Annotated in this window: 19 protein-coding genes and 1 tRNA gene; 17 read left to right on the top strand and 3 right to left on the bottom strand. The window is 70.8% G+C overall.

The window, feature by feature from the left end; all coding sequences use genetic code 11:
• Positions 1-57: 57 nt before the first annotated feature.
• The 12 genes from ABTZ43_RS03170 (at position 58) to ABTZ43_RS03115 (ending at position 11,554) form a co-directional block, all read left to right on the top strand.
• Positions 58-1,047 (top strand): LacI family DNA-binding transcriptional regulator, encoded by a 990-nt coding sequence (locus ABTZ43_RS03170; RefSeq protein ID WP_350537789.1) that lies wholly within the window; start codon positions 58-60, stop codon positions 1,045-1,047.
• 32 nt (positions 1,048-1,079) lie between these two features.
• Entirely contained in the window at positions 1,080-1,430 is a 351-nt protein-coding gene (locus ABTZ43_RS03165) for a GntR family transcriptional regulator (protein ID WP_056415962.1), read from the top strand.
• Positions 1,427-2,449, top strand: a complete 1,023-nt coding sequence (locus ABTZ43_RS03160) for a hypothetical protein (RefSeq protein WP_350537788.1) — start codon at positions 1,427-1,429, stop codon at positions 2,447-2,449. The genes ABTZ43_RS03165 and ABTZ43_RS03160 overlap by 4 nt, the downstream gene beginning before the upstream one ends.
• A 37-nt stretch (positions 2,450-2,486) precedes the next feature.
• Positions 2,487-3,446: a CPBP family intramembrane glutamic endopeptidase gene (locus ABTZ43_RS03155; RefSeq protein ID WP_350537787.1), complete on the top strand. Its 960-nt coding sequence runs from the start codon at positions 2,487-2,489 to the stop codon at positions 3,444-3,446.
• 32 nt (positions 3,447-3,478) lie between these two features.
• Positions 3,479-4,180 carry an O-methyltransferase gene (locus ABTZ43_RS03150; protein WP_056415974.1) on the top strand — a complete coding sequence of 234 codons (702 nt, stop codon included), beginning with the start codon at positions 3,479-3,481 and terminating at the stop codon, positions 4,178-4,180.
• Between the two features lie 58 nt (positions 4,181-4,238).
• Positions 4,239-5,519 carry a phosphopyruvate hydratase gene (gene eno, locus ABTZ43_RS03145; RefSeq protein WP_045255593.1) on the top strand — a complete coding sequence of 427 codons (1,281 nt, stop codon included), beginning with the start codon at positions 4,239-4,241 and terminating at the stop codon, positions 5,517-5,519.
• Positions 5,520-5,572: 53 nt separating this feature from the next.
• A complete protein-coding gene (locus tag ABTZ43_RS03140) occupies positions 5,573-6,136 on the top strand; it encodes an FtsB family cell division protein (RefSeq protein WP_314097496.1) in 564 nt (187 codons plus the stop codon).
• Positions 6,137-6,218: 82 nt separating this feature from the next.
• Positions 6,219-6,761, top strand: a complete 543-nt coding sequence (locus ABTZ43_RS03135; RefSeq protein WP_056415977.1) for a DUF501 domain-containing protein — start codon at positions 6,219-6,221, stop codon at positions 6,759-6,761.
• Positions 6,758-8,050, top strand: coding sequence for a S8 family serine peptidase (locus tag ABTZ43_RS03130; RefSeq protein ID WP_149423420.1), 1,293 nt, complete (start codon positions 6,758-6,760; stop codon positions 8,048-8,050). The genes ABTZ43_RS03135 and ABTZ43_RS03130 overlap by 4 nt, the downstream gene beginning before the upstream one ends.
• A 39-nt stretch (positions 8,051-8,089) precedes the next feature.
• Positions 8,090-9,601, top strand: coding sequence for an NAD(P)/FAD-dependent oxidoreductase (locus ABTZ43_RS03125; protein WP_350537786.1), 1,512 nt, complete (start codon positions 8,090-8,092; stop codon positions 9,599-9,601).
• Positions 9,602-9,902: 301 nt separating this feature from the next.
• The gene (locus tag ABTZ43_RS03120) at positions 9,903-10,772 is read left to right on the top strand and encodes a cation-transporting ATPase (RefSeq protein ID WP_350537785.1); all 870 of its coding nucleotides are present in this window, start codon (positions 9,903-9,905) and stop codon (positions 10,770-10,772) included.
• Positions 10,773-10,852: 80 nt separating this feature from the next.
• On the top strand, positions 10,853-11,554 hold the full coding sequence (locus tag ABTZ43_RS03115) for a DedA family protein (RefSeq protein WP_350537784.1): 702 nt from the start codon (positions 10,853-10,855) through the stop codon (positions 11,552-11,554).
• A gap of 18 nt (positions 11,555-11,572) precedes the next feature.
• Here the strand turns inward: ABTZ43_RS03115 and ABTZ43_RS03110 are convergent.
• Positions 11,573-11,645: transfer RNA gene (locus tag ABTZ43_RS03110), tRNA-Leu, on the bottom strand.
• Between the two features lie 100 nt (positions 11,646-11,745).
• On the opposite strand from ABTZ43_RS03110, the gene ABTZ43_RS03105 reads away from it, so the two are divergent.
• The 3 genes from ABTZ43_RS03105 to ABTZ43_RS03095 all read left to right on the top strand — a co-directional run bounded on the left by ABTZ43_RS03105 (position 11,746) and on the right by ABTZ43_RS03095 (position 14,964).
• Positions 11,746-12,993 carry a type III PLP-dependent enzyme domain-containing protein gene (locus ABTZ43_RS03105; RefSeq protein WP_056416031.1) on the top strand — a complete coding sequence of 416 codons (1,248 nt, stop codon included), beginning with the start codon at positions 11,746-11,748 and terminating at the stop codon, positions 12,991-12,993.
• Entirely contained in the window at positions 12,990-14,303 is a 1,314-nt protein-coding gene (locus ABTZ43_RS03100) for a D-arabinono-1,4-lactone oxidase (protein ID WP_350537783.1), read from the top strand. Before ABTZ43_RS03105 ends, ABTZ43_RS03100 begins: the two co-directional genes overlap by 4 nt.
• Before the next feature lie 94 nt (positions 14,304-14,397).
• Positions 14,398-14,964, top strand: coding sequence for a LemA family protein (locus ABTZ43_RS03095; protein WP_350537782.1), 567 nt, complete (start codon positions 14,398-14,400; stop codon positions 14,962-14,964).
• Positions 14,965-14,982: 18 nt separating this feature from the next.
• Here ABTZ43_RS03095 and ABTZ43_RS03090 read toward each other — a convergent pair whose 3' ends face one another.
• Both ABTZ43_RS03090 and ABTZ43_RS03085 read right to left on the bottom strand, forming a co-directional pair.
• On the bottom strand, positions 14,983-15,462 hold the full coding sequence (locus tag ABTZ43_RS03090) for a hypothetical protein (protein WP_350537781.1): 480 nt from the start codon (positions 15,460-15,462) through the stop codon (positions 14,983-14,985).
• Positions 15,459-16,721, bottom strand: coding sequence for a winged helix-turn-helix domain-containing protein (locus ABTZ43_RS03085; RefSeq protein ID WP_350537780.1), 1,263 nt, complete (start codon positions 16,719-16,721; stop codon positions 15,459-15,461). Before ABTZ43_RS03085 ends, ABTZ43_RS03090 begins: the two co-directional genes overlap by 4 nt.
• A 76-nt stretch (positions 16,722-16,797) precedes the next feature.
• On the opposite strand from ABTZ43_RS03085, the gene ABTZ43_RS03080 reads away from it, so the two are divergent.
• On the top strand, positions 16,798-17,994 hold the full coding sequence (locus ABTZ43_RS03080; RefSeq protein ID WP_082539328.1) for an AI-2E family transporter: 1,197 nt from the start codon (positions 16,798-16,800) through the stop codon (positions 17,992-17,994).
• Positions 17,991-19,220: a threonine ammonia-lyase gene (ilvA, locus tag ABTZ43_RS03075; protein ID WP_149423412.1), complete on the top strand. Its 1,230-nt coding sequence runs from the start codon at positions 17,991-17,993 to the stop codon at positions 19,218-19,220. The genes ABTZ43_RS03080 and ilvA overlap by 4 nt, the downstream gene beginning before the upstream one ends.
• The last annotated feature ends 47 nt before the right edge of the window (positions 19,221-19,267 follow it).

Genomic DNA, 19,267 nt, shown 5'->3' with positions numbered 1-19,267 from the left:
GACGGCTGCGCACTAGTCTGAGCAATCGAAGAACTTCGATGAAGCGGGGAATCGGACATGCGAGCGCGACCGGGCAGAGTGACCATCTACGACGTCGCGGAGCGCGCGGGAGTGAGCATCTCCACCGTCTCGCTCGCGGTCAGCGCACCGCACCGGGTGCGGCAGGAGACCAGGGAGCGCATCGTCGCCGCGGCCACCGAGCTGGGCTATCGCATGACCGAGGGGCGGCGTGTGGGCGCGGCGCGGATCGCGGTGGCCGCGCCTTTCACGACCTACCCGTCGTACCTGCGCAGGCTCTCCGGCATGCTGCGCCGCGCCAGGGACGCCGCCGTCGACATCATCCCCTACGACCTGGATTCCGCGGCCGCCGCCGAGGAGCCGCTGCTGGATGTGCTGCCCACCCGCGCCGACGTCGCGGGCCTCGTCGTGATGGGGGTGCCGCTGGGCGGGGCCGCACGCCGCGCGAGCCGTGCGGCCCGCATCCCGGTCGTCTACGTCGACGTCGTGCCCTCGCGCGCGGATGCCGGGGGACCGGTGATCCTCGTCGACGACCGTGACGGCGGCGCCCAGATCGGCCGGCACCTGGCGCATCTCGGTCACCGACGGGTGCTCTTCGTCCACGAGCCGCAGCGCTCGCCCTCGTACGTGTCGGCCGGGATGCTGCGTGTCGAAGGGCTCGTGGACCACGTCGAGGTCGTGTCTATCGCGCTCGACGGGCCGGGTGCGGTCGGCGTCGACGTCCCGCGGGAAGCCGCCCGCCGGGGCGCGACCGCGATCGTCGCCAACCATGATCAGTATGCGGCGGCGGTGCTCGCCGAGCTCCGCTCCTCGCCTCCGGTCGCGCCCCTCGCCGTGGTCGGATACGACGACGGGGAGCTCGCCGCGGGGCTCGACCTGACCACCGTGCGCCAGCCGTTCGAGGAGAGCGGGCGCGCGGCCCTGGAGCGCGTCCTCGCCCTGGTCTCGGGCACGGAGGTCTCGCACGAGACGGTGCTTCTGGCTCCGACCCTGATCGAACGTGGCTCGACGCGAGGAAAGTTGTTATAGTTCTCCTATAACTAATAGAAATTGAGGCGCCGATGCTGATCCGAATCGATGCCGACAGCTCTCGGCCGCTCTTCGATCAGGTCGCGGCGTCCGTCCGAGCCGATGTCCTGACCGGACGACTCGGCCCCGGCGACCGGCTGCCGGCAGCGCGCGAGCTGGCTGAGGCGCTCGAGATCAACCTGCACACGGTGCTCCGTGCGTACCAGCAGCTCAGAGACGAAGGTCTGATCGACCTGCGCCGCGGCAGGGGAGCGGTGGTCTCGGCATCCGCAGCGCCGCTCGCCGACCTCTCACAGGACATCACCGCTCTCGTCACTCGTGCCGCCGCGCTCGGTGTCTCTCCCGCAACCCTGGCCGCCCTCATCAAGGAGACCGACGCATGACCCCTGAGATCCGCAGAGCCCGCACCGCCTTCTGGTGGGTGGGGGTGGTCCTACCGCTCGCCCTGATCGCGCTCGCGAGCATCGTCGTGCTCTCCTGGCTGCCCGATGTCCCCGATCCGGCGGCGACCCACTGGGGACTCGACGGGGTCGACGGCTACGGACCGAGCTGGACCCCTCTCGCCCTGCTGATCGGGCTCGGCGGTGGGACGGTGCTGCTGTTCGCGCTCATCGCACTGCTCTCCCACCGGCTCCCCCAGCAGGGTGCTGCGGCACCGATCGCGCAGCCGCAGTGGTCCGCGACCGCGCGGCTGCTCGGTGCGATGAGCCTCGGCACGGCGGGCCTGATGGCGGTGCTCGCCATCGTCACCACCGCTGCGCAGCGCGGTCTCGCCGACGCCGCGGATGCCGCCGACATCACCCCGTGGATCCCGGTTCTCCTCGTCGTGATGATCGGGCTCGCCGTGGCCGGCTGGTTCCTGCAGCCGGCGGTGTCGCGGTCGCCCGAGTCCTCGGGCGACGCGGCGACCCCGCTGCCGCTGGCCGATCACGAGCGCGCGGTGTGGATGAAGACGGTGACGGTCGCGAGAGTCGGCCAGGTCGTTCTCGGCACCGCCGTCTTCCTCATGATCGCGATGAGCGTGCTCCTGTTCGCTCAGGACGTCGTCGCGGCGTGGATCGTCGCCGCGGTCGCGCTGATCGTCGCGGTCCTCGTGTCGACGAGCCTCACCTTCCGTGTCCGTGCGAGCGCCGCGGGGCTCCGAGTGCGTTCCGTCATGGGGTGGCCGCGGATCGACATCCCGTCTGCGGAGATCGCGAGCGTTCGCGCCGTGCGGGTCGACCCGTTCGCCGAGTTCGGGGGATGGGGGTACCGCTTCGGCATGGACGGGCGCCGCGGAGTGGTGCTCCGCACGGGGGACGCTCTCGAAGTCGCCCGCACGAACGGCCGCGTGTTCGTCGTCACGGTCGACGACGCGGCCACGGCGGCATCCGTCCTCGCTGCCTCCGCCGACCCCCGATGACATCGTCCGCGTCCGTCCCGATCAGAGGAGACCACTCATGACCCGCCTCCGTGTCACCGCCATCGCCGTGTTCACCGCCCTCGCCTGCGGCCTCGCCTGGCTCGTCGCCCTGCCGCTGTGGTCGGGCGACGGACTCGCCGAGCCGCTCGCCGGCATCATCCTGCCCGTGATGATGTTCACCCCCGCGATCGCCGCGCTCGTGGTGACCGTGACGATGCGCGTCCCCGCGCGCGGCGAGAGGCTGCGATTCCTCGGGATGTGGCCGCTGCGTCCGGCGAAGCGCGTGATCTGGCTGATGGTGCTGGGGTGGCTCGCGCCCCCGTTGCTCGTCGCGCTCGGCGTCCTCGTCGCTGCCGCGCTCGGATTCGTCCGCCTCGACCTGACGTTCGCCGCGTTCTCGGCCACCATCGCCGGAGCTCTTCCCGAGGGCACCCCGATGCCTCCCATCGGCCTGCTCGTGATCTCGCAGATCGTGATGATCCCTTTCGCCGCGCTGATCAACAGCGTGCTGGCTTTCGGCGAAGAGCTGGGCTGGCGGGGGTGGCTCGTGCCGGCGCTGCGCCCGCTCGGCACCTGGCCCACGCTGCTCCTCAGCGGGGCGATCTGGGGACTGTGGCACAGCCCGATCATCCTGCTCGGCTACAACTTCGGCCGCACCGATGTCACGGGCGTCCTCTTCATGGTCGGCGGTTGCGTCGCCTGGGGAATCCTGTTCGGATGGCTGCGCCTGCGCTCCGCGTCGATCTGGCCCGCCGTCCTGGCGCACGGATCGCTCAACGCGGCGGCCGGGCTCGTGCTTCTCGTCGCCGCATCGCAGCCCGATCTCGCCCTCGCGGGGCCGCTGGGCGTCGCGGGGTGGATCGTGGCCGCCGTCATCATCGGGGTCCTCGCCGTCACCGGGCAGTTCCGCCAGCAGCCGGAGTTGGCGGATGCGCCGGGACGCCTGCTCTCCGCCCCGCGCGCGTCAGGGGAGCCGCAGCACTCGTCCACCCCTTGACGCCTCGTGCGCCGCGAGGGTTTGCTGAGGGGATGGACGCCACCGCCGATGCCTGGTCGAAGACCGACTCCTATCTCGCCGATCTGCTCGTCGGGGATGATCCGCATCTCGAGGCGGCTCTGGCGGCGCAGCGCGCGGCCGGACTGCCCGAGATCGAGGTGGCACCCGTCTCGGGCAAGCTGCTCCACCTGATCGCGCGGATCAGCGGGGCGCGGCGGGTGCTCGAGATCGGCACCCTCGGCGGGTACTCGACGATCTGGCTGGCACGCGCGGTCGGCGCGGAGGGCCGTGTCGTGACGATCGAAGCAGAGGCCGGCAATGCGGCCGTCGCGCGGGGGAGTCTCGACGCGGCCGGCGTCGGCGACCGGGTCGACATCCGGATCGGGCGCGGCGCGGATGTGCTCCCGACTCTCGTCGGCGGATTCGATCTCGTCTTCATCGACGCCGACAAGGAGTCGAACACCGTCTACCTCGACTGGGCGGCGCGCCTCGGGCATCCCGGCACCGTCGTGATCCTCGACAACATCGGGCGCGAGGGCGAGATCATCCGTGACGACACGACCGATCCGAAGGTGATCGGCACCAGGGACGGACTGCGGATGCTGGGAGAGGACCCCCGCTTCGACGCCACCGCCCTGCAGACCGTCGGGGTCAAGGGATGGGACGGCTTCGCGCTCGCCGTCGTGGTGTCGCCCTCCGACTCGGACCCCGGCGCCGACGCGGCGGCGGGCTAGACTGGCCGAGGATCGACGACGCTCCACACAACGTTTTCTCTGAGCAAGGAGCACATCAGTGGCACTGATCGAGGCTGTAGGCGCACGCGAGATTCTCGACTCGCGCGGGAACCCGACCGTCGAGGTGGAGGTGCTTCTGGATGACGGTGTCGTCCAGCGCGCGGCCGTCCCGTCGGGGGCATCCACCGGCGCATTCGAGGCGTACGAACTGCGTGACGGCGACAAGAGCCGGTACGGCGGGAAGGGCGTCCTCAAGGCCGTCGATGCCATCATCGACGAGCTGGGCCCGGCCCTCGAGGGTGTCGAGGCGAGCGAGCAGCGCATCGTCGACGAGATCCTGATCGACACCGACGGCACCGAGAACAAGCAGCGCACCGGCGCGAACGCGATCCTCGGCGTCAGCCTGGCCGTCGCCAAGGCCGCGGCCGACTCGGCCGACCTGCCGCTGTTCCGCTACCTCGGCGGACCCAACGCGCACGTCCTGCCCGTCCCGCTGTTCAACGTCATCAACGGCGGCGAGCATGCCGACAACGGCATCGACATGCAGGAGTTCTTCCTCGCGCCGATCGGCGCCGAGACCTACTCCGAGGCGCTCCGCTGGGGCGTCGAGACCTACCACGTGCTGCGCGGCGAGCTGAAGGCCGCCGGCTACGCGACCGGACTCGGCGACGAGGGCGGCTTCGCCCCCGACCTGCCCAGCAACCGCGAGGGTCTCGACTTCCTCGTCAAGGCGATCGAGAAGGCCGGCTTCACGCCGGGCACCGACATCGCGCTGGGCCTCGACGTCGCCGCCACCGAGTTCTTCTCGGACGGCGTCTACCGTCTCGACAACAAGGACTGGAGCGGCCCCGAGCTGATCGAGTACTACCGGGGCCTCGTCGCAGACTTCCCGATCGTGACGATCGAGGATGCTCTGGCCGAAGACGACTGGGACAACTGGAAGCTGCTCACCGATGCTCTCGGCTCGCAGGTCCAGCTCGTCGGCGACGACCTGTTCGTCACCAACCCGACGCGTCTCGCCGACGGCATCAAGCGCGGCGTCGCCAACTCGCTGCTCGTCAAGGTGAACCAGATCGGAACGCTCACCGAGACGTTCGACGCGGTCAGCCTCGCGCAGCGCTCCGGCTACACCGCGATGCTCTCGCACCGCTCCGGTGAGACCGAGGACACCACGATCGCCGACCTCGTCGTCGCCACGAACGCGGGTCAGATCAAGGCGGGTGCGCCTGCTCGCAGCGAGCGCGTCGCGAAGTACAATCAGCTTCTGCGCATCGAAGAGGAGCTGGGCGACGCGGCGGTCTTCGCCGGCCGTTCGGCGTTCCCCCGCTACCAGGGCTGAACGCAGCACAGACAGAGGCACGCCGCCTGCGCGGCATCGACGGAGGAGGAGCCGTGGCACGACGACCGGCTCCTCCTTCGGCGTCTCCGGGGTCGTCCCGAGCCGGGGCGGCGAAGAGCTCCGCGCCCCGCGCGACCCGGTCCGGATCGCCGCGCGGGTCGGCCGCACGCGACACGACGGCGCGCAGCGTCGACGTGCGGGAGTGGGCCTCCGGCATCCGCCTGTCCGCGTTCTCGGTCATCATGCTCTCGCTCGTCGTGCTGGGAGCATGGGTGCTGGTGCCGACGCTGGGGACGTTCATCGATCAGCGTCAGAAGATCGCCGCGCTCGAGCAGTCCATCCAGGTCTCCGAGGATCAGATCACCGCTCTGCAGAAGGAGCGCGACCGCTGGAACGACCCGGCGTACATCACCACCCAGGCGCGCGAGCGCCTCTACTACGTCAAGCCGGGTGAGGTCGTCTATCTGATCGACGACGATCTCGACCCCGCCGCGTTGCCGCAGGAGCAGGGTCCCGTCAGCGACACCCTCGAAGAGACGCCGTCGGACTGGATGCCGCAGCTGCTGCGCACGCTCACCTCCGCCGGCCTGAGCGACACGGCGGCGGTCACCCGCTGATCCCGGCCGCCCGTCGTCGGGCAGGCGGCGCGTCCGGCACGGCTCCGAGCGAGCTCCCTGGCGTCTCCCGTACGCTGGTCGGGTGACCACGCCGCCTTTCCCCACGCCCACCGCCGCCGAGCTCGCCGTGGTCTCGGCCCAGCTCGGCAGGACCGCTCGCGGCGTGGTGGGCATCGCCGCGCGCTGCGTGTGCGGCAACCCGACGGTCGTCGCGACGACGCCTCGGCTGCCGGACGGCTCGCCCTTCCCCACGTTCTACTACCTGACGCATCCGGCGGCGACGGCGGCGATGTCGACGCTCGAGGCGACGCAGGTCATGCCCGAGCTCGCCGCCCTGCTCGCGGATGACGAGGATGTCGCGGCCGCCTACCTGGAGGCGCACCGGTCGTACCTGCGCGACCGGAACGGTTTCGGCGAGGTCGACGAGATCTCCGGCATCTCGGCCGGTGGCATGCCCACGCGTGTCAAATGCCTGCATGCTCTGGCCGGACACGCCCTCGCGGCGGGTCCCGGCGTGAACCCGATCGGTGACGCGGCGCTCGAACGCTCCAGCTGGTCACCCGATCGGTGCCGGTGCGACGAGCCCGGCGCCGCCCTGCGCGGCGCCGAGGCATCATCCGCATGACGGCGCGTCGGATGCTGCGCAGCGGCGTCGTGCTCGCGACGATCGTGGCATCCGTCCTCCTCCTCGGCGCGGCGGCCACCCCGCCTCCGGTGCCGGACGACCCCGCCGATCCGGTGCGCGCGTCCGAGTACTGGCTCGACGGCGCCCGCATCCGTGACGCGTGGCAGACCACTCGCGGCGACGGCGTGACGATCGCGGTCATCGACACCGGGATCGGCAAGGTCCCGGGGGTGTTCGACGGCGCGGTCACCGACGGTACCGACGTGTCGGGCACCGGCTCGCCGGACGGCCGCACCCCCGTCGGCGCGATCGACGGCAACCACGGTTCATGGGTGGCCTCGCTCGCGGCAGGACGCGGTGCCGCCGACGGCAAGGGGATGATCGGCGTCGCCCCCGAGGCCGATCTGCTGTCGATCTCGGTCGGCTTCGGCGCGGCCGCGGCGGTGCCCTTCACCGAGCAGGTCGCCAAGGCGATGCGCTGGGCGGTCGACAACGGCGCCGACATCATCAACCTCTCCTTCACCACCAACACGCTCGACTGGGACAAGAGCTGGGACGACGCGTTCCTCTACGCCTTCGAGCACGATGTGGTGGTGGTCGTCGCGGCCGGCAACCGGGGGAGCGGCACCGACATCATCGGCGCCCCGGCCACGATCCCGGGCGTGCTCACCGTCGGCGGAGTCGATCAGACCGGGACCGCCAGCCTCGAGGCGTCGACCCAGGGCATCACGATCGGCATCGCCGCTCCGAGCGAAGGGCTGCTCGGCGTCTCGGCCGACGGCACGGTGGTCTCGTGGCGGGGCACCAGCGGCGCGGCGCCGATCGTGGCGGGGATCGCGGCGCTGATCCGGTCGGCGCACCCCGATCTCGATGCGGCCAACGTGATCAACAGGATCATAAAGACGGCCATCCCCGTCGAGGGGATGTCGAAGACTCCGGATCCCCTGTACGGCTACGGTCTCATCGACGCGGAGGCGGCCCTGAACGCCGATCTGCCGTCGGTCGCCGAGAACCCCATGGGCGACCTCGCCGAGTGGGTCCGTCTGTATCGCCGGGCCGAGACCGTTCCTCAGCCGGTGCCCACCGCGACGCCGGTGACGGTGCCGCCGCTGCCCGATGCCGATGCGCCGACAGAGGCGGGTTCACCGCTGCTTCCCAGCGCTGAATCGCTGCGCTACGGTACCCTGCCGCTCATCGCGCTCACAGTCCCTGGTATCCTGATAGCGCTTGGCGTCACCGCAGCTGCCCGGCGTATCCGCTCGGCGCGCATTCGCACGCCACATTCCTGACTCCCGAGGAGTTGTCCCCCTGTGCCTCAGAACAGCACTGTGCCCAAGATTCTGATCGTCGGTGGAGGCTACGCCGGCTTCTACACGGCGTGGAAGCTGGAGAAGCACCTTCGCAAGGGCGAAGCAGACGTCACCATGGTCGACCCGCTGCCGTACATGACGTACCAGCCCTTCCTTCCCGAGGTGGCCGCCGGCTCGATCGAGGCCCGCCACTCGGTGGTCGCCCACCGTCGCCACCTGAAGCGCACGAACGTGCTCACCGCCAAGGTGACGAACATCAACCACGCCGACAAGGTCGCCACGATCACCCCTCCGCTGGGTGAGCCGTACGAGTTCGCGTACGACCAGATCGTCGTCACGGCGGGTGCCGTCTCCCGCACGTTCCCGATCCCGGGAATCGCCGACAACGCGATCGGGCTGAAGACCATCGAAGAGGCTGTCGCCATCCGCGACCGCGTCATGTCGAACTTCGACAAGGCGTCCTCGCTGCCCGCCGGCCCCGAGCGCGACCGTCTGCTGACCGTCGTGGTCGTCGGCGGCGGCTTCGCCGGCATCGAGGTGTTCGCCGAGCTGCGCTCGCTCGCCTCGTCGCTGGTGAGCAAGTACCCGCAGCTGCGCTTCGAGGACACGCACTTCCACCTGATCGAGGCGATGGGGCGCATCATGCCCGAGGTCTCGCTGCAGACGAGCGAGTGGGTGCTCAAGGACCTCGCGAAGCGCGGCGCCAACGTGCACCTCGACACCCAGCTCACCAGTGCCGTCGACGGCAACGTCGAGCTCTCCACCGGTGAGGTCATCCCGACCGATGTCATCGTCTGGACCGCCGGTGTCATGGCAAACCCGACCGTCGTCCGCGGCGGTGACCTGCCGGTCGAGGAGCGTGGTCGCATCCAGACCCGCGCCGACCTCCGCGTGGGCACCCCCGAGGCGTTCGTCCCCGGAGCCTGGGCCGCCGGTGACGTGTCGGCCGTCCCCGACCTCTCGGGTGGTGGCGTCGGCGGCTTCTGCGTCCCCAACGCCCAGCACGCCGTGCGTCAGGCGAAGCTGCTCGCGAAGAACCTCGTCGCCGTGCTGCGCGGTGAGGATCCCAAGGAGTACTTCCACAAGAACCTCGGAGCCGTCGCGGGTCTCGGCCTCTACAACGGTGTCTTCCAGTCCGGCAAGATCGCGCTCAAGGGCTTCGTCGCCTGGGTCGCGCACCGTGGCTACCACGGCCTCGCGATGCCCACGTGGGAGCGCAAGTTCCGCGTGGTCTGGGGCTGGTGGAACAACCTGTGGCTCGGCCGCGACCTCGTGAACCTCGAGACCGTGCAGAACCCCCGGTACGTCTTCGAGGAGTTCGCGGCACGCCCGCGCCCCGCGGCCGACGCCCCCGCCGCTCCTGCGGCGAAGGCCGCCGAGCCGAAGGCCGCCGAGAAGGCTCCTGCAGCGAAGGCTCCCGCCGCGAAGAAGGCCGCAGCGAAGAAGGCTCCGGCCGAGAAGGCTCCGGCTCCTGCCACGACCGACCCGGCCGAGCACGCCGAGGTGACCGAGAAGGCCGCCGCCAAGTAGTCGATCCGTCTGCACGAACGGCCCCGCGCGACTCCGCGCCGGGGCCGTTCGTCGTCTCCCGCCCGGTGGTGCATTCGCACACGATTCATAGGTGACCCCGCTACCGTCGAGATCAGCAAGGGGAGTACTCCCGTCTGCGGTGGAGTCGTCATTACGGGCATGAAGTCGTGCCCCGGCCCACCGGCCCCTCGGGGTGGAGGAGACCTGGCGTCCGTATCCACGGACGGCCATGGCATCCCCTCATCGCCTCACCGCGTCGAGACTCCGTGGCTGTCCCCTCGCCACCGAAGGAACCACGACCATGGCAAAGTTCTCCCGTCTGATCGGTCTCGCCGCGAAAGCGATCGAGTCGCACGTCTCCGCCGACCGGGGAGGTCAGGCCGCGCCGGGGTCTCCGGCCCGGCCGTCCGCCCATCCGGCTCCCCAGGGGTATGCGCCTCCGGCTGCCCAGGGGTATGCGCCTCCGGCGCCGCGAGGATACGCAGCTCCGGCACCGCGCGGCGCGCGCGGGTCCTCGTCGGTCTCGGACGCCGATCGTGCGGCGATCGCCCGCTATGACTATCTCCTGCAGACCGCCGATCCGCACCGCATCGAGCAGATGCATCGCGAGGCATTCGATCGCCTCACACCGGCGCAGCGCGCGCAGGTGCAGGAGCGCATGCAGGCCGAGCTCGCCCCGGGCGAGCGCCCGTCCTCGGCATCGTCCCACGACCTCGCCAGAGCCGCAGGGCGCACCGAGGCGGCGGCTCCGGGGCGGATGCGGTCGCTGCTCTCCCGAGTGCGCGGCGGCGCCGGCGGCGGGGCAGGCCGGGTCGGCGGCATGGCGGTCGGCGGCGCGGCGGTCGGTGGCGCGGCGGTCGGCGTCCTCGGAGCCGTCGCCGGGGGAGCGGTGCTGAGCTCGGTGGCCGGCCCGCTGCTCGAGCAGGCCGCGGGTCTCGGTGTCGACTTCGACGCGCTGGCGCAGGGGCTCGACGTCGAATCGCTCATGCAGGGCGTCGACCTGGAGGGGCTCGCCGGCGGAGTGGACGTCGAAGGGATCGGCGGCGCGGCCGAGGGGCTGCTCGGATCCGCGGGGGAGACGGTCTCGGGCCTGGGCGAGACCGCGAGCGGGTGGGGCGAGCGTCTGGGAGACCTCGGCATCCCCGGCATCCGCGATCTCTTCGGCCGATGAGCTGCGCACCGAACGCTCAGGGTCGCCGCATCGGCCTCGCCTAGCATGGGCGCACAGCCACAGACAGAGACGAGCCCGTCATGAGCCCCGCCACTGCCATCGCGAACACCGCCGATCACGGCTTCACCGGTCTGACCGGGTTCGCGGCCGACATCCTCACCGCCCTGGGAGACGTCGGCGTCGGCGTCCTCGTTTTCATCGAGGTGCTCATCCCCCCGATACCGAGCGAGGTCATCCTGCCGTTCGCCGGCTACCTCAGCCAGAGCGGGGACCTCCACCTCGGGTGGCTGATCTTCTGGAGCACGCTCGCGTCATGGATCGGCGCCCTGCTTCTGTACGCCCTGGGCAGGGCCATCGGGATGGAGCGCGCGGTGCGCCTGCTCGCCGCCACGCGCCTGGTCAGCAGGACCGACCTCGAGCGCGGTGCCCACTGGTTCGCGCGCAGCGGCGGGTGGACCGTCCTGGTCGGGCGGATGGTCCCGGGCGTGCGCTCGCTCATCTCGATCCCCGCGGGGGCGTCGCGCATGGGCCTGGTCAGGTTCAGCGCCTACACGATCATCGGCAGCGGGGCGTGGAACGCGATGCTCATCGGTGTGGGAGCGGCGCTGGGGACCCAGCACGAGAGGCTGGAGCACTATCTCGGCTACCTCGACTACGCCGTCTACACGGCCATCGCGGTGGCGCTGCTCGTGCTGGTGATCCGGAGGGTGCGCGAGGCGCGCACCCCGCGGTCGCGGTCCGCGAGGGCGGATGCCGCCGCCATCGACGGCATGGCGGACTGACGGGGCTGATGCCGGGGGTGCCCCCGCTGGGACTCGAACCCAGACTGAAGCGATTTTAAGTCGCCTGCCTCTGCCATTGGGCTACGGGGGCGTGACCCTGGTCAGCCTATCGGGGAGCAGAGGCGTGCCCCGCGCCGAAACCCGGTGCCGTGAGGGGTGAATCCCGGTCCCTCACGCCGTATGGTGGGGGAGTGCTCGACCTCACCGCCGAACTGAGCCCGATCGAGGCTCGACACCCCGTCGCCCCCGAGTGGGACGATCCCGCGCGCTACTGGCCGAGGCTGTCCGCCGCGACAGGACACCTGCCCGCGCCGGTCGCGGTGATCGATCGCGAGGCGCTGCGTTTCAACGCGATGGATCTGCTCGCGCGTTCGGGGGGCCTTCCCATCCGTGTCGCCTCGAAGTCCGTGCGCGTGCGCGCGGTGCTGGACGCCGTCCTCGCCCTGCCCGGTTACCACGGCATCCTCGCCTTCACGCTCGCCGAGGCGCTCTGGCTCGCCGCCGATCACGACGACATCATGCTCGGCTATCCGACGGTCGACCGCGCCGGGCTCGCTCAGCTCTTCGCCGACGAGGATGCCGCGCGCCGGATCACCCTCATGGTCGACGACCCCGCCCACCTCGACGTCATCGACAGCGTGGCGGCTCCCGGTTCGCGGCCCGAGATCAGAGTGGCGATCGACGTCGATGCGTCCTGGCGGTCCGCGCTGCTGGGGCACATCGGGGTGCGGCGCTCGGCGCTGTTCACGGCGGGCGAGGTCGCGGCCTTCGCGCGGCGCGTGGTCGCCCGGCCCGGATTCCGTCTCGTCGGTCTGCAGATGTACGACGCGCAGATCGCCGGCCAGGGCGACGACGCGGGGCCCGACGCGCCGCTGATCCGCCTGGTGCAGGCGCGCTCACGGACGGAACTGCGCGAGCGCCGCGCGGCGATCGTCGCGGCGGTGGCCGAGGTCGCCGCGCTGGAGCTCCTCAACGGCGGCGGCACGGGCTCGCTCGAGTTCTCGGGCAGCGACGAGTCGCTGACCGAGGCGAGCGCCGGCAGCGGCCTGCTCGGCGGTCATCTCTTCGACGGCTACCGGTCGTTCCGTCCCGCTCCGGCATCCGCCTTCGCATTCGATGTCGTCAGGCGTCCCGCCGCGGACATCGCGACGGTCCTGGGCGGGGGATGGATCGCGTCCGGTCCGGCTGTCGCGTCGCGGCAGCCGCTGCCCGTGTGGCCGCAGGGTCTGCGCACCCTCCCGCGTGAAGCGGCCGGCGAAGTGCAGACGCCGCTGCAGGGTCGCGCCGCCGAACGTCTCGGCGTGGGGGACCGGGTGTGGTTCCGGCACGCGAAGAGCGGCGAGCCCGCCGAGCGCACCGACCGGTACCACCTCGTGTCGGGCGACGAGGTCATCGACGAACTGCCCACGTACCGCGGCGAGGGAAAGGCGTTCCTGTGACGCGGATCGGCGGCACCTGGCAGAACTGGGGGCGGTCGGTGAAGGTCACGCCGTCGCGCGTCGAGCGTCCTCGGACGCCCGAGGGCGTGCAGCGCGCGGTGGTCGCGGCGGCCGCACACGGCCTCTCGATCAAGGCGGTCGGAGCCGGTCACAGCTTCACCGGCATCGCGGTGGCGCCGGGGGTGCTGCTCGAACTCGACGACATGCAGGGGCTGGTGTCGGCTGATGCCGCGAGCGGTCGCGTCACCCTGCTCGCCGGCACCCGGCTGCACCGCATCCCCGCCCTCCTCGCACCGTTCGGGCTGGCGATGGAGAACCTCGGCGACATCGACCGTCAGTCGGTCTCGGGAGCGATCTCGACCGGCACGCACGGCACCGGAGCGCGCTTCGGCGGCCTTGCGGCCCAGGTCGTCGGCGTCTCCCTCGTGACGGCGGCCGGCGAGCTCCTGCGCATCGATGAGCACCGGAATGCGGAGCTGCTGCCCGCGGTCGCCCTGGGTCTCGGCGCGCTCGGGATCATCGTCGAGGTGACGCTGCAGTGCGTGCCCGCGTTCGTCCTCGACGCGGTCGACGAGCCGGTGCCGCTGGACGAGGTGCTCGACACGGTGTCGGAGCGCGTCGCGGCCTCTGATCATTTCGAGTTCTACTGGTTCCCGCACACCGACGTGGCACTCACGAAGAGGCAGACGCGTCTCCCCGAGTCGACGAGGCGTCGGCCGCTCCCGCCGGTGGGACGCTGGATCGACGAGACGCTGCTGTCGAACGGCGTCTACCGCGCCGTGTGTGCGGCCGGACAGTTCGCCCCTGCCGTCACCCCACCCTTCAACCGTCTCGCGGTGACCCTCACGGGCGACCGCCGCTACACCGACCTGTCGCACCGCGTGCTCACGCAGAGTCGCACGGTGCGGTTCCGCGAGATGGAGTACGCGCTGCCCGCCGAGAACACCGTCGCGGCCTTCCGCGCTGTGCGAGCCCTGATCGACGAGCGCGGATGGCGGATCGAGTTCCCGATCGAGGTGCGCTTCGCCGCCGAGGACGACCGCTGGCTGTCGACCGCGTACGGCAGGGCGAGCGGGTACATCGCCGTGCATCGGTACTGGAGGGTGGATCCCACCGAGTACTTCGAGGCTGTGGAGCAGATCATGCTCGATCACGGGGGCCGGCCGCACTGGGGCAAGCTCCACACGCTGACGGCCGACGGGCTGCGGGAGCGCTATCCGCGCTTCGACGACTTCACCGCGCTGCGCGACCGTCTCGATCCCGACCGCAGGTTCACCAACCGCTACCTCGATCGCGTGCTGGGCGCGTGAGAGCGATCCACGGAGTCGACGACGGCACCGCACCCAGTCGACGCGCAGACTGCGCCGATAGGATGAGAAAAACACGAGGAAGGGTGGGCTTCTGATGGAATGGCTCGTGCCGGTACTGATCGTCGTCGGTGTGATTCTGCTCATCGGGATCTACCTGTGGGCGACGTACAACTCGCTCGTGCAGCTCAACATCCGCGTGGACGAAGCCTGGAGCGGAATCACCGTGCAGCTCAAGCGCCGGGCCGACCTGATACCCAACCTCATCGAGACGGTCAAGGGCTACGCATCGCATGAGAAGGCGGTCTTCGAGAACGTCACGAGGGCGCGAGCCGAGACGCTGTCGGCCGCCGGGCCCGGCGAAGCGGGGATCGCAGAAGGACACCTCCAGCAGGCTCTGCGCAGCCTCTTCGCGGTCGCCGAGGCGTACCCGCAGCTGCAGGCCAGCCAGAACTTCCTCCAGGTGCAGCAGGCACTCGTCGACACCGAAGACAAGATCCAGGCAGCGCGTCGCTTCTACAACGGCGGGGTCCGCGAGCTGAACACGAAGATCAAGGTCTTCCCCAACAATCTCTTCGCCCGGGGACTGGGCTTCACCGAGCGCGAGTTCTTCGAGGTGGCCGACAGCGGAGCCATCTCTGAGCCGCCGCGCGTGCAGTTCTGACGCGACGGTCGACCTCGGTCACCAGACGTCGAGTGCGACGTTCGTGCCGTCGCGTGTGACGTCGCCGCGCACGGTCCACGAGTCGCTGCGGTAGGTCTCGGTCCTCGCCGATCCGTTCTGCCCCGTGCCGGTGACCGTGACCACGAGAACGCCGTCCTCGGCGACGAATCCCTCCTCGGTCAGCTCTAGCGTGGGCAGCCGGTCGATCCGCATGCGCACACGATCGACCGCGGCGAACTCGGTGCCCCACGGAACGCGCAGGCCGCAGCCCTCGGGGAGCACTGCGCCGACGGCATCCGCGATGCAGCTCCCGAGATGATCGTCGAGCTGCTGCTGCGCGAGCTGCTGCACGTCAGCGTCGGTGGCGACCGATGTCGGAGAGCGAGATGCCAGGGGAGCGGGATCCTCGAGCGACGACTGCCACCACCAGACGGCGATGCCGGCCAGCAGCAGGGCCAGTGCGACGGCGCCGAGCGACCAGGCGGCGCGTCGGGTCACGGGGTGCTCTCTCTGGGGTGCACATGGCGCCGCACCGAGGCGTCGGGGCGGGCGGTGAGGGCGGCATGGACCGCGTCGGCCGCGGAGCCCCACCTCGAGACCGACACGTGCTCGAGGCCCTGCCACGATGCCGCGAGCCGCAGCTCTGCTGCGATCCGGTCGGCATCGTCGTGAGGCCGGGCCTGGGGCTCCCACCAGGCGGACTGCACCTGCAGCGTCGACGTCGCGCGATCGGCCTTGAGATCGACCCTGGCGACGATGCGGTCCCCCACGAGCACCGGCAGGGAATAGTACCCGTAGCGGCGCCTGTCTGCGGGCACATAGATCTCGATGCGATAGTCGAGCTCGAACGCTCGCAACGCCCGGTCGCGGAACCACACCACGGGGTCGAACGGCGTCAGCAGCGCGGCGGCGTCGATCGCACGAGGCAGAGACGCGTCGCGATGCCGCCAGGCCTGCAGGGGACGACCGCTGCGCTCCCACCCGCGCACGGTGACCGGCAACAGCTCGCCCGTGTCGACGAGGTCGGCGATCGAGCGGGCGACGGCCGCGCGATCGCGGATCCGGTGGTAGTCCGCGAGATCGGACTGCGTCGCCACCCCTGAGTGACGGGCGGCCCGGCGGGTCAGCTCGCGGATCGCATCGTCGCGCGTGACGTGCTGATCCCGGAGCGCATCGGGGATCACCTGCTCAGCGAGCGCGTAGCGTCGCTCGAAGCCCTTTCGACCGCTGATCGCCACGTCGCCGGTGCGCCAGAGGTGCTCGAGGGCCAGCTTGACGTCATCCCAGTCCCACCAGCCGCCGCGCTCCCTCGGCACGTCGTCGCGAAGATCGGCGGGGCGCAGCGGACCCCGCGCTCGCAGCTCGTCGCGCACCCAGTCGAGGGTGCGCGCGTTCGTGCTCGTCCAGGAGTCGGGGGCCGCCCAGCGCTCGCGGAAGCTCTCCATCCGGAATCGCCACAGCGGCCAGTCCTCGATCGGGATGAAGGTGGCCTCGTGCGCCAGATACTCCACGTAGTGCGTCGTGCGCGAGTGGAAGACCCGGTCGAACACCGCGGGGTCGTACGCCCCCAGGCGCGAGAACATCGGCATGTAGTGCGACCGCGCGAAGACGTTGACCGAATCGATCTGCAGCACGCCGAGCCGGGACATGGTGCGATGCAGGTGCGCGGCCGAGACCGTGGTCGGGCGCGCCCGGGAGAACCCCTGCGCACCCAGCGCGATGCGGCGGGCCTGGGCGGCGCTGAGGGAGTCGGTCACGTGGTCAGCGTAACGCCGTGCGCCGACATCCGGGCGGGCGTCGTGGCCCGCAGCGACAGCGCCGTAGAATCGGACGATGAGCGAAGAGCAGCGTCCACGGCTGAGGGATCTCTTCCGTCCGCGCGCGGTGTCCACGCAGCGCACGGTCACCACCGACGCCGATGCCGCGGTGCCGATCGGGCTGCGTGTCACCGCGGCCTACGCCTGGCGTCTGCTGCTGATCGCCGCGGCCGTCGCCGGCATCATCTGGCTCGTCATCGAGCTCAAGCTCCTGGTCATCCCGCTCATGGTGGGCATCCTGATCACGGCTCTGCTGTGGCCGGCGCTGCAGTGGATGCTGCGGCACCGGTTCCCGCGATGGCTCGCCGTCGCGGTCTCGCTCATCGGCACGATCGCGATCGTCTCGCTGCTGCTGTGGCTCGTGATCTGGCAGGTGCGCGAGCAGCTGCCCGACGTGCAGCAGCGCAGCTCGCAGGCCATCGAGGAGTTCCGGCAGTTCCTCCTCAACGGGCCGCTGCACCTGAGCGAGGCCCAGATCCAGAGCTACATCGACCAGGGCCTGCAGATCATCAACGAGCAGACCCAGGCGCTCCTGAACGGGGCCCTCGCCGTCGGCACCACCGCGGCCCATGTGGTGACGGGCGCCGTGCTGTCGCTGTTCATCCTCATCTGCCTGCTCGCCGACGGACGCGGCATCTGGCGGTGGACGCTGCGCCTGTTCCCGCGCGCGGCCCGGCCGGCGGCCGACGCCGCGGCCAGCAACGGCTTCGCGACCATCATCAACTACGCGCGCACCCAGCTGCTCGTGGCGGCGATCGACGCCGTCGGCATCGGGGTCGGTGCGGCTCTCCTCGGCGTGCCGCTGGCGATCCCGGTCGCCGTCCTGGTCTTCCTCGGATCCTTCATCCCGATCGTCGGTGCCGTCGTCACCGGCGCGATCGCGGTACTGCTCGCCCTCGTCTACAACGGTCCGCTGATCGCACTGGCGATGCTGGCGGTCGTGCTCGGGGTGCAGCAGCTCGAAGGCCACATCCTGCAGCCGATCCTGATGGGCTCGGCCGTGAAGGTGCACCCGCTCGCCGTGGTGCTCGTCGTCGCCGGCGGAGCGATGGTCGGCGGCATCCCCGGCGCACTCTTCGCCGTGCCGCTCGCCGCGTTCGTCAATGTGGCGGCGGTGACCGTGAGCAGCGGCGCCTGGCGCACGGGGGACCAACCCGACGCCGACCTGATCTGGAGCACAGTCCCGCGCGAGCGGACACGGAGGAATCGATGAACGCAGTCCCCAGCCTGACCGAGTTCGAGGAGGCCGCTCGGAGTCTGGCTGAGGTGATCACGCACACGCCGACCCTGCCGTCGAGGGCGCTGTCGGACATACTCGGTGCCCCCGTACTGCTCAAGATGGAGAACCTCCAGCGCACCGGATCGTTCAAGATCCGCGGAGCCGCCTATCGGCTGTCGCGCCTGAGCGAGGACGAGCGCTCGCGCGGGGTCGTCGCCGCATCCGCCGGCAACCACGCGCAGGGCGTCGCCCTCGCCGCGCAGGCCCTGGGCATCCCGGCCACGATCTTCATGCCGCTGGGGGTCCCGGTGCCCAAGCTGCTCGCGACGCGCGGCTACGGCGCCGAGGTCGTTCTCGAGGGCGAGACCGTCGCGACCTCCCTGCGTCTCGCCGCGGAGTTCTCGGAACGCACCGGAGCGGTGCTCATCCACCCGTTCGATCACCGCGACATCGTCATCGGCCAGGGCACGCTCGGACTCGAGCTGCTCGACGACGCACCCGAGGTCGACACGATCGTGCTCAGCATCGGCGGCGGCGGTCTCATCGCCGGTGTGGCCGCGGCGGTGAAGGCCAGGGCCGCCGAACTCGGACGAGAGGTGCGGATCATCGGCGTGCAGGCCGAGAACGCGGCCGCCGTCCCGCCCTCGCTGCTGGCCGGACAGCCCGTCGACATCGAGACGCGGCCCACGATCGCCGACGGCATCCTCGTCGCCCGGCCGGGAGCGGTGCCCTTCGACATCATCAAGGATCTCGTCGACGAGGTCGTGACGGTCTCGGACGACGACCTCGCCCGAGCGATCCTCATCATCCTGGAGCAGTCCAAGGTGGTCGCCGAGCCCGCGGGCGCGGCCGGCGTCGCGGCGATCCTCGCGGGCAAGGTGTCGGCGACCGGGACGACGATGGCCGTGCTGTCCGGAGGCAACATCGATCCGCTCCTGCTCCAGCGAGTCGTCTCCCACGGTCTGGCGGCGTCCGGACGCTACCTGACGATCCGGATCCCGCTTCCCGACCGCCCCGGTCAGCTCGCACGTGTGTCCGAGCTCATCGCCGAGGCGGGGGCGAACGTCATCGAAGCCATGCACACCCGGCACGGACACGGCCTGCAGATCAGCGACGTCATCCTCGAGCTCAGCGTCGAGACCCGCGGCGCGGAGCATTCCGAGCTCACGCTCGACACGCTGCGCCGCGCGGGCTTCCACCCCATGATCGTCCCGGACTGACCGGGTCCCACCCGCATGCAAGAGGGCCCCGTCCACATGGACGGGGC

The sequence above is a fragment of the Microbacterium sp. NPDC097977 genome (assembly GCF_040302605.1).
Lineage (GTDB): Bacteria > Actinomycetota > Actinomycetes > Actinomycetales > Microbacteriaceae > Microbacterium.
Note: the sequence above shows the minus strand (reverse complement) of the source record. Positions and strands in the feature narration are given on the sequence as shown.

Excerpts from the sequence above, each read along its gene's own strand:
- ABTZ43_RS03170 (WP_350537789.1), top strand. The coding sequence starts at position 58 with ATGCGAGCGCGACCGGGCAGAGTGACCATCTACGACGTCGCGGAGCGC.
- ABTZ43_RS03165 (WP_056415962.1), top strand. The coding sequence starts at position 1,080 with ATGCTGATCCGAATCGATGCCGACAGCTCTCGGCCGCTCTTCGATCAG.
- ABTZ43_RS03160 (WP_350537788.1), top strand. The coding sequence starts at position 1,427 with ATGACCCCTGAGATCCGCAGAGCCCGCACCGCCTTCTGGTGGGTGGGG.
- ABTZ43_RS03155 (WP_350537787.1), top strand. The coding sequence starts at position 2,487 with ATGACCCGCCTCCGTGTCACCGCCATCGCCGTGTTCACCGCCCTCGCC.
- ABTZ43_RS03150 (WP_056415974.1), top strand. The coding sequence starts at position 3,479 with ATGGACGCCACCGCCGATGCCTGGTCGAAGACCGACTCCTATCTCGCC.
- ABTZ43_RS03130 (WP_149423420.1), top strand. The coding sequence starts at position 6,758 with ATGACGGCGCGTCGGATGCTGCGCAGCGGCGTCGTGCTCGCGACGATC.
- ABTZ43_RS03120 (WP_350537785.1), top strand. The coding sequence starts at position 9,903 with ATGGCAAAGTTCTCCCGTCTGATCGGTCTCGCCGCGAAAGCGATCGAG.
- ABTZ43_RS03115 (WP_350537784.1), top strand. The coding sequence starts at position 10,853 with ATGAGCCCCGCCACTGCCATCGCGAACACCGCCGATCACGGCTTCACC.
- ABTZ43_RS03095 (WP_350537782.1), top strand. The coding sequence starts at position 14,398 with ATGGAATGGCTCGTGCCGGTACTGATCGTCGTCGGTGTGATTCTGCTC.
- ABTZ43_RS03080 (WP_082539328.1), top strand. The coding sequence starts at position 16,798 with ATGAGCGAAGAGCAGCGTCCACGGCTGAGGGATCTCTTCCGTCCGCGC.
- ilvA (WP_149423412.1), top strand. The coding sequence starts at position 17,991 with ATGAACGCAGTCCCCAGCCTGACCGAGTTCGAGGAGGCCGCTCGGAGT.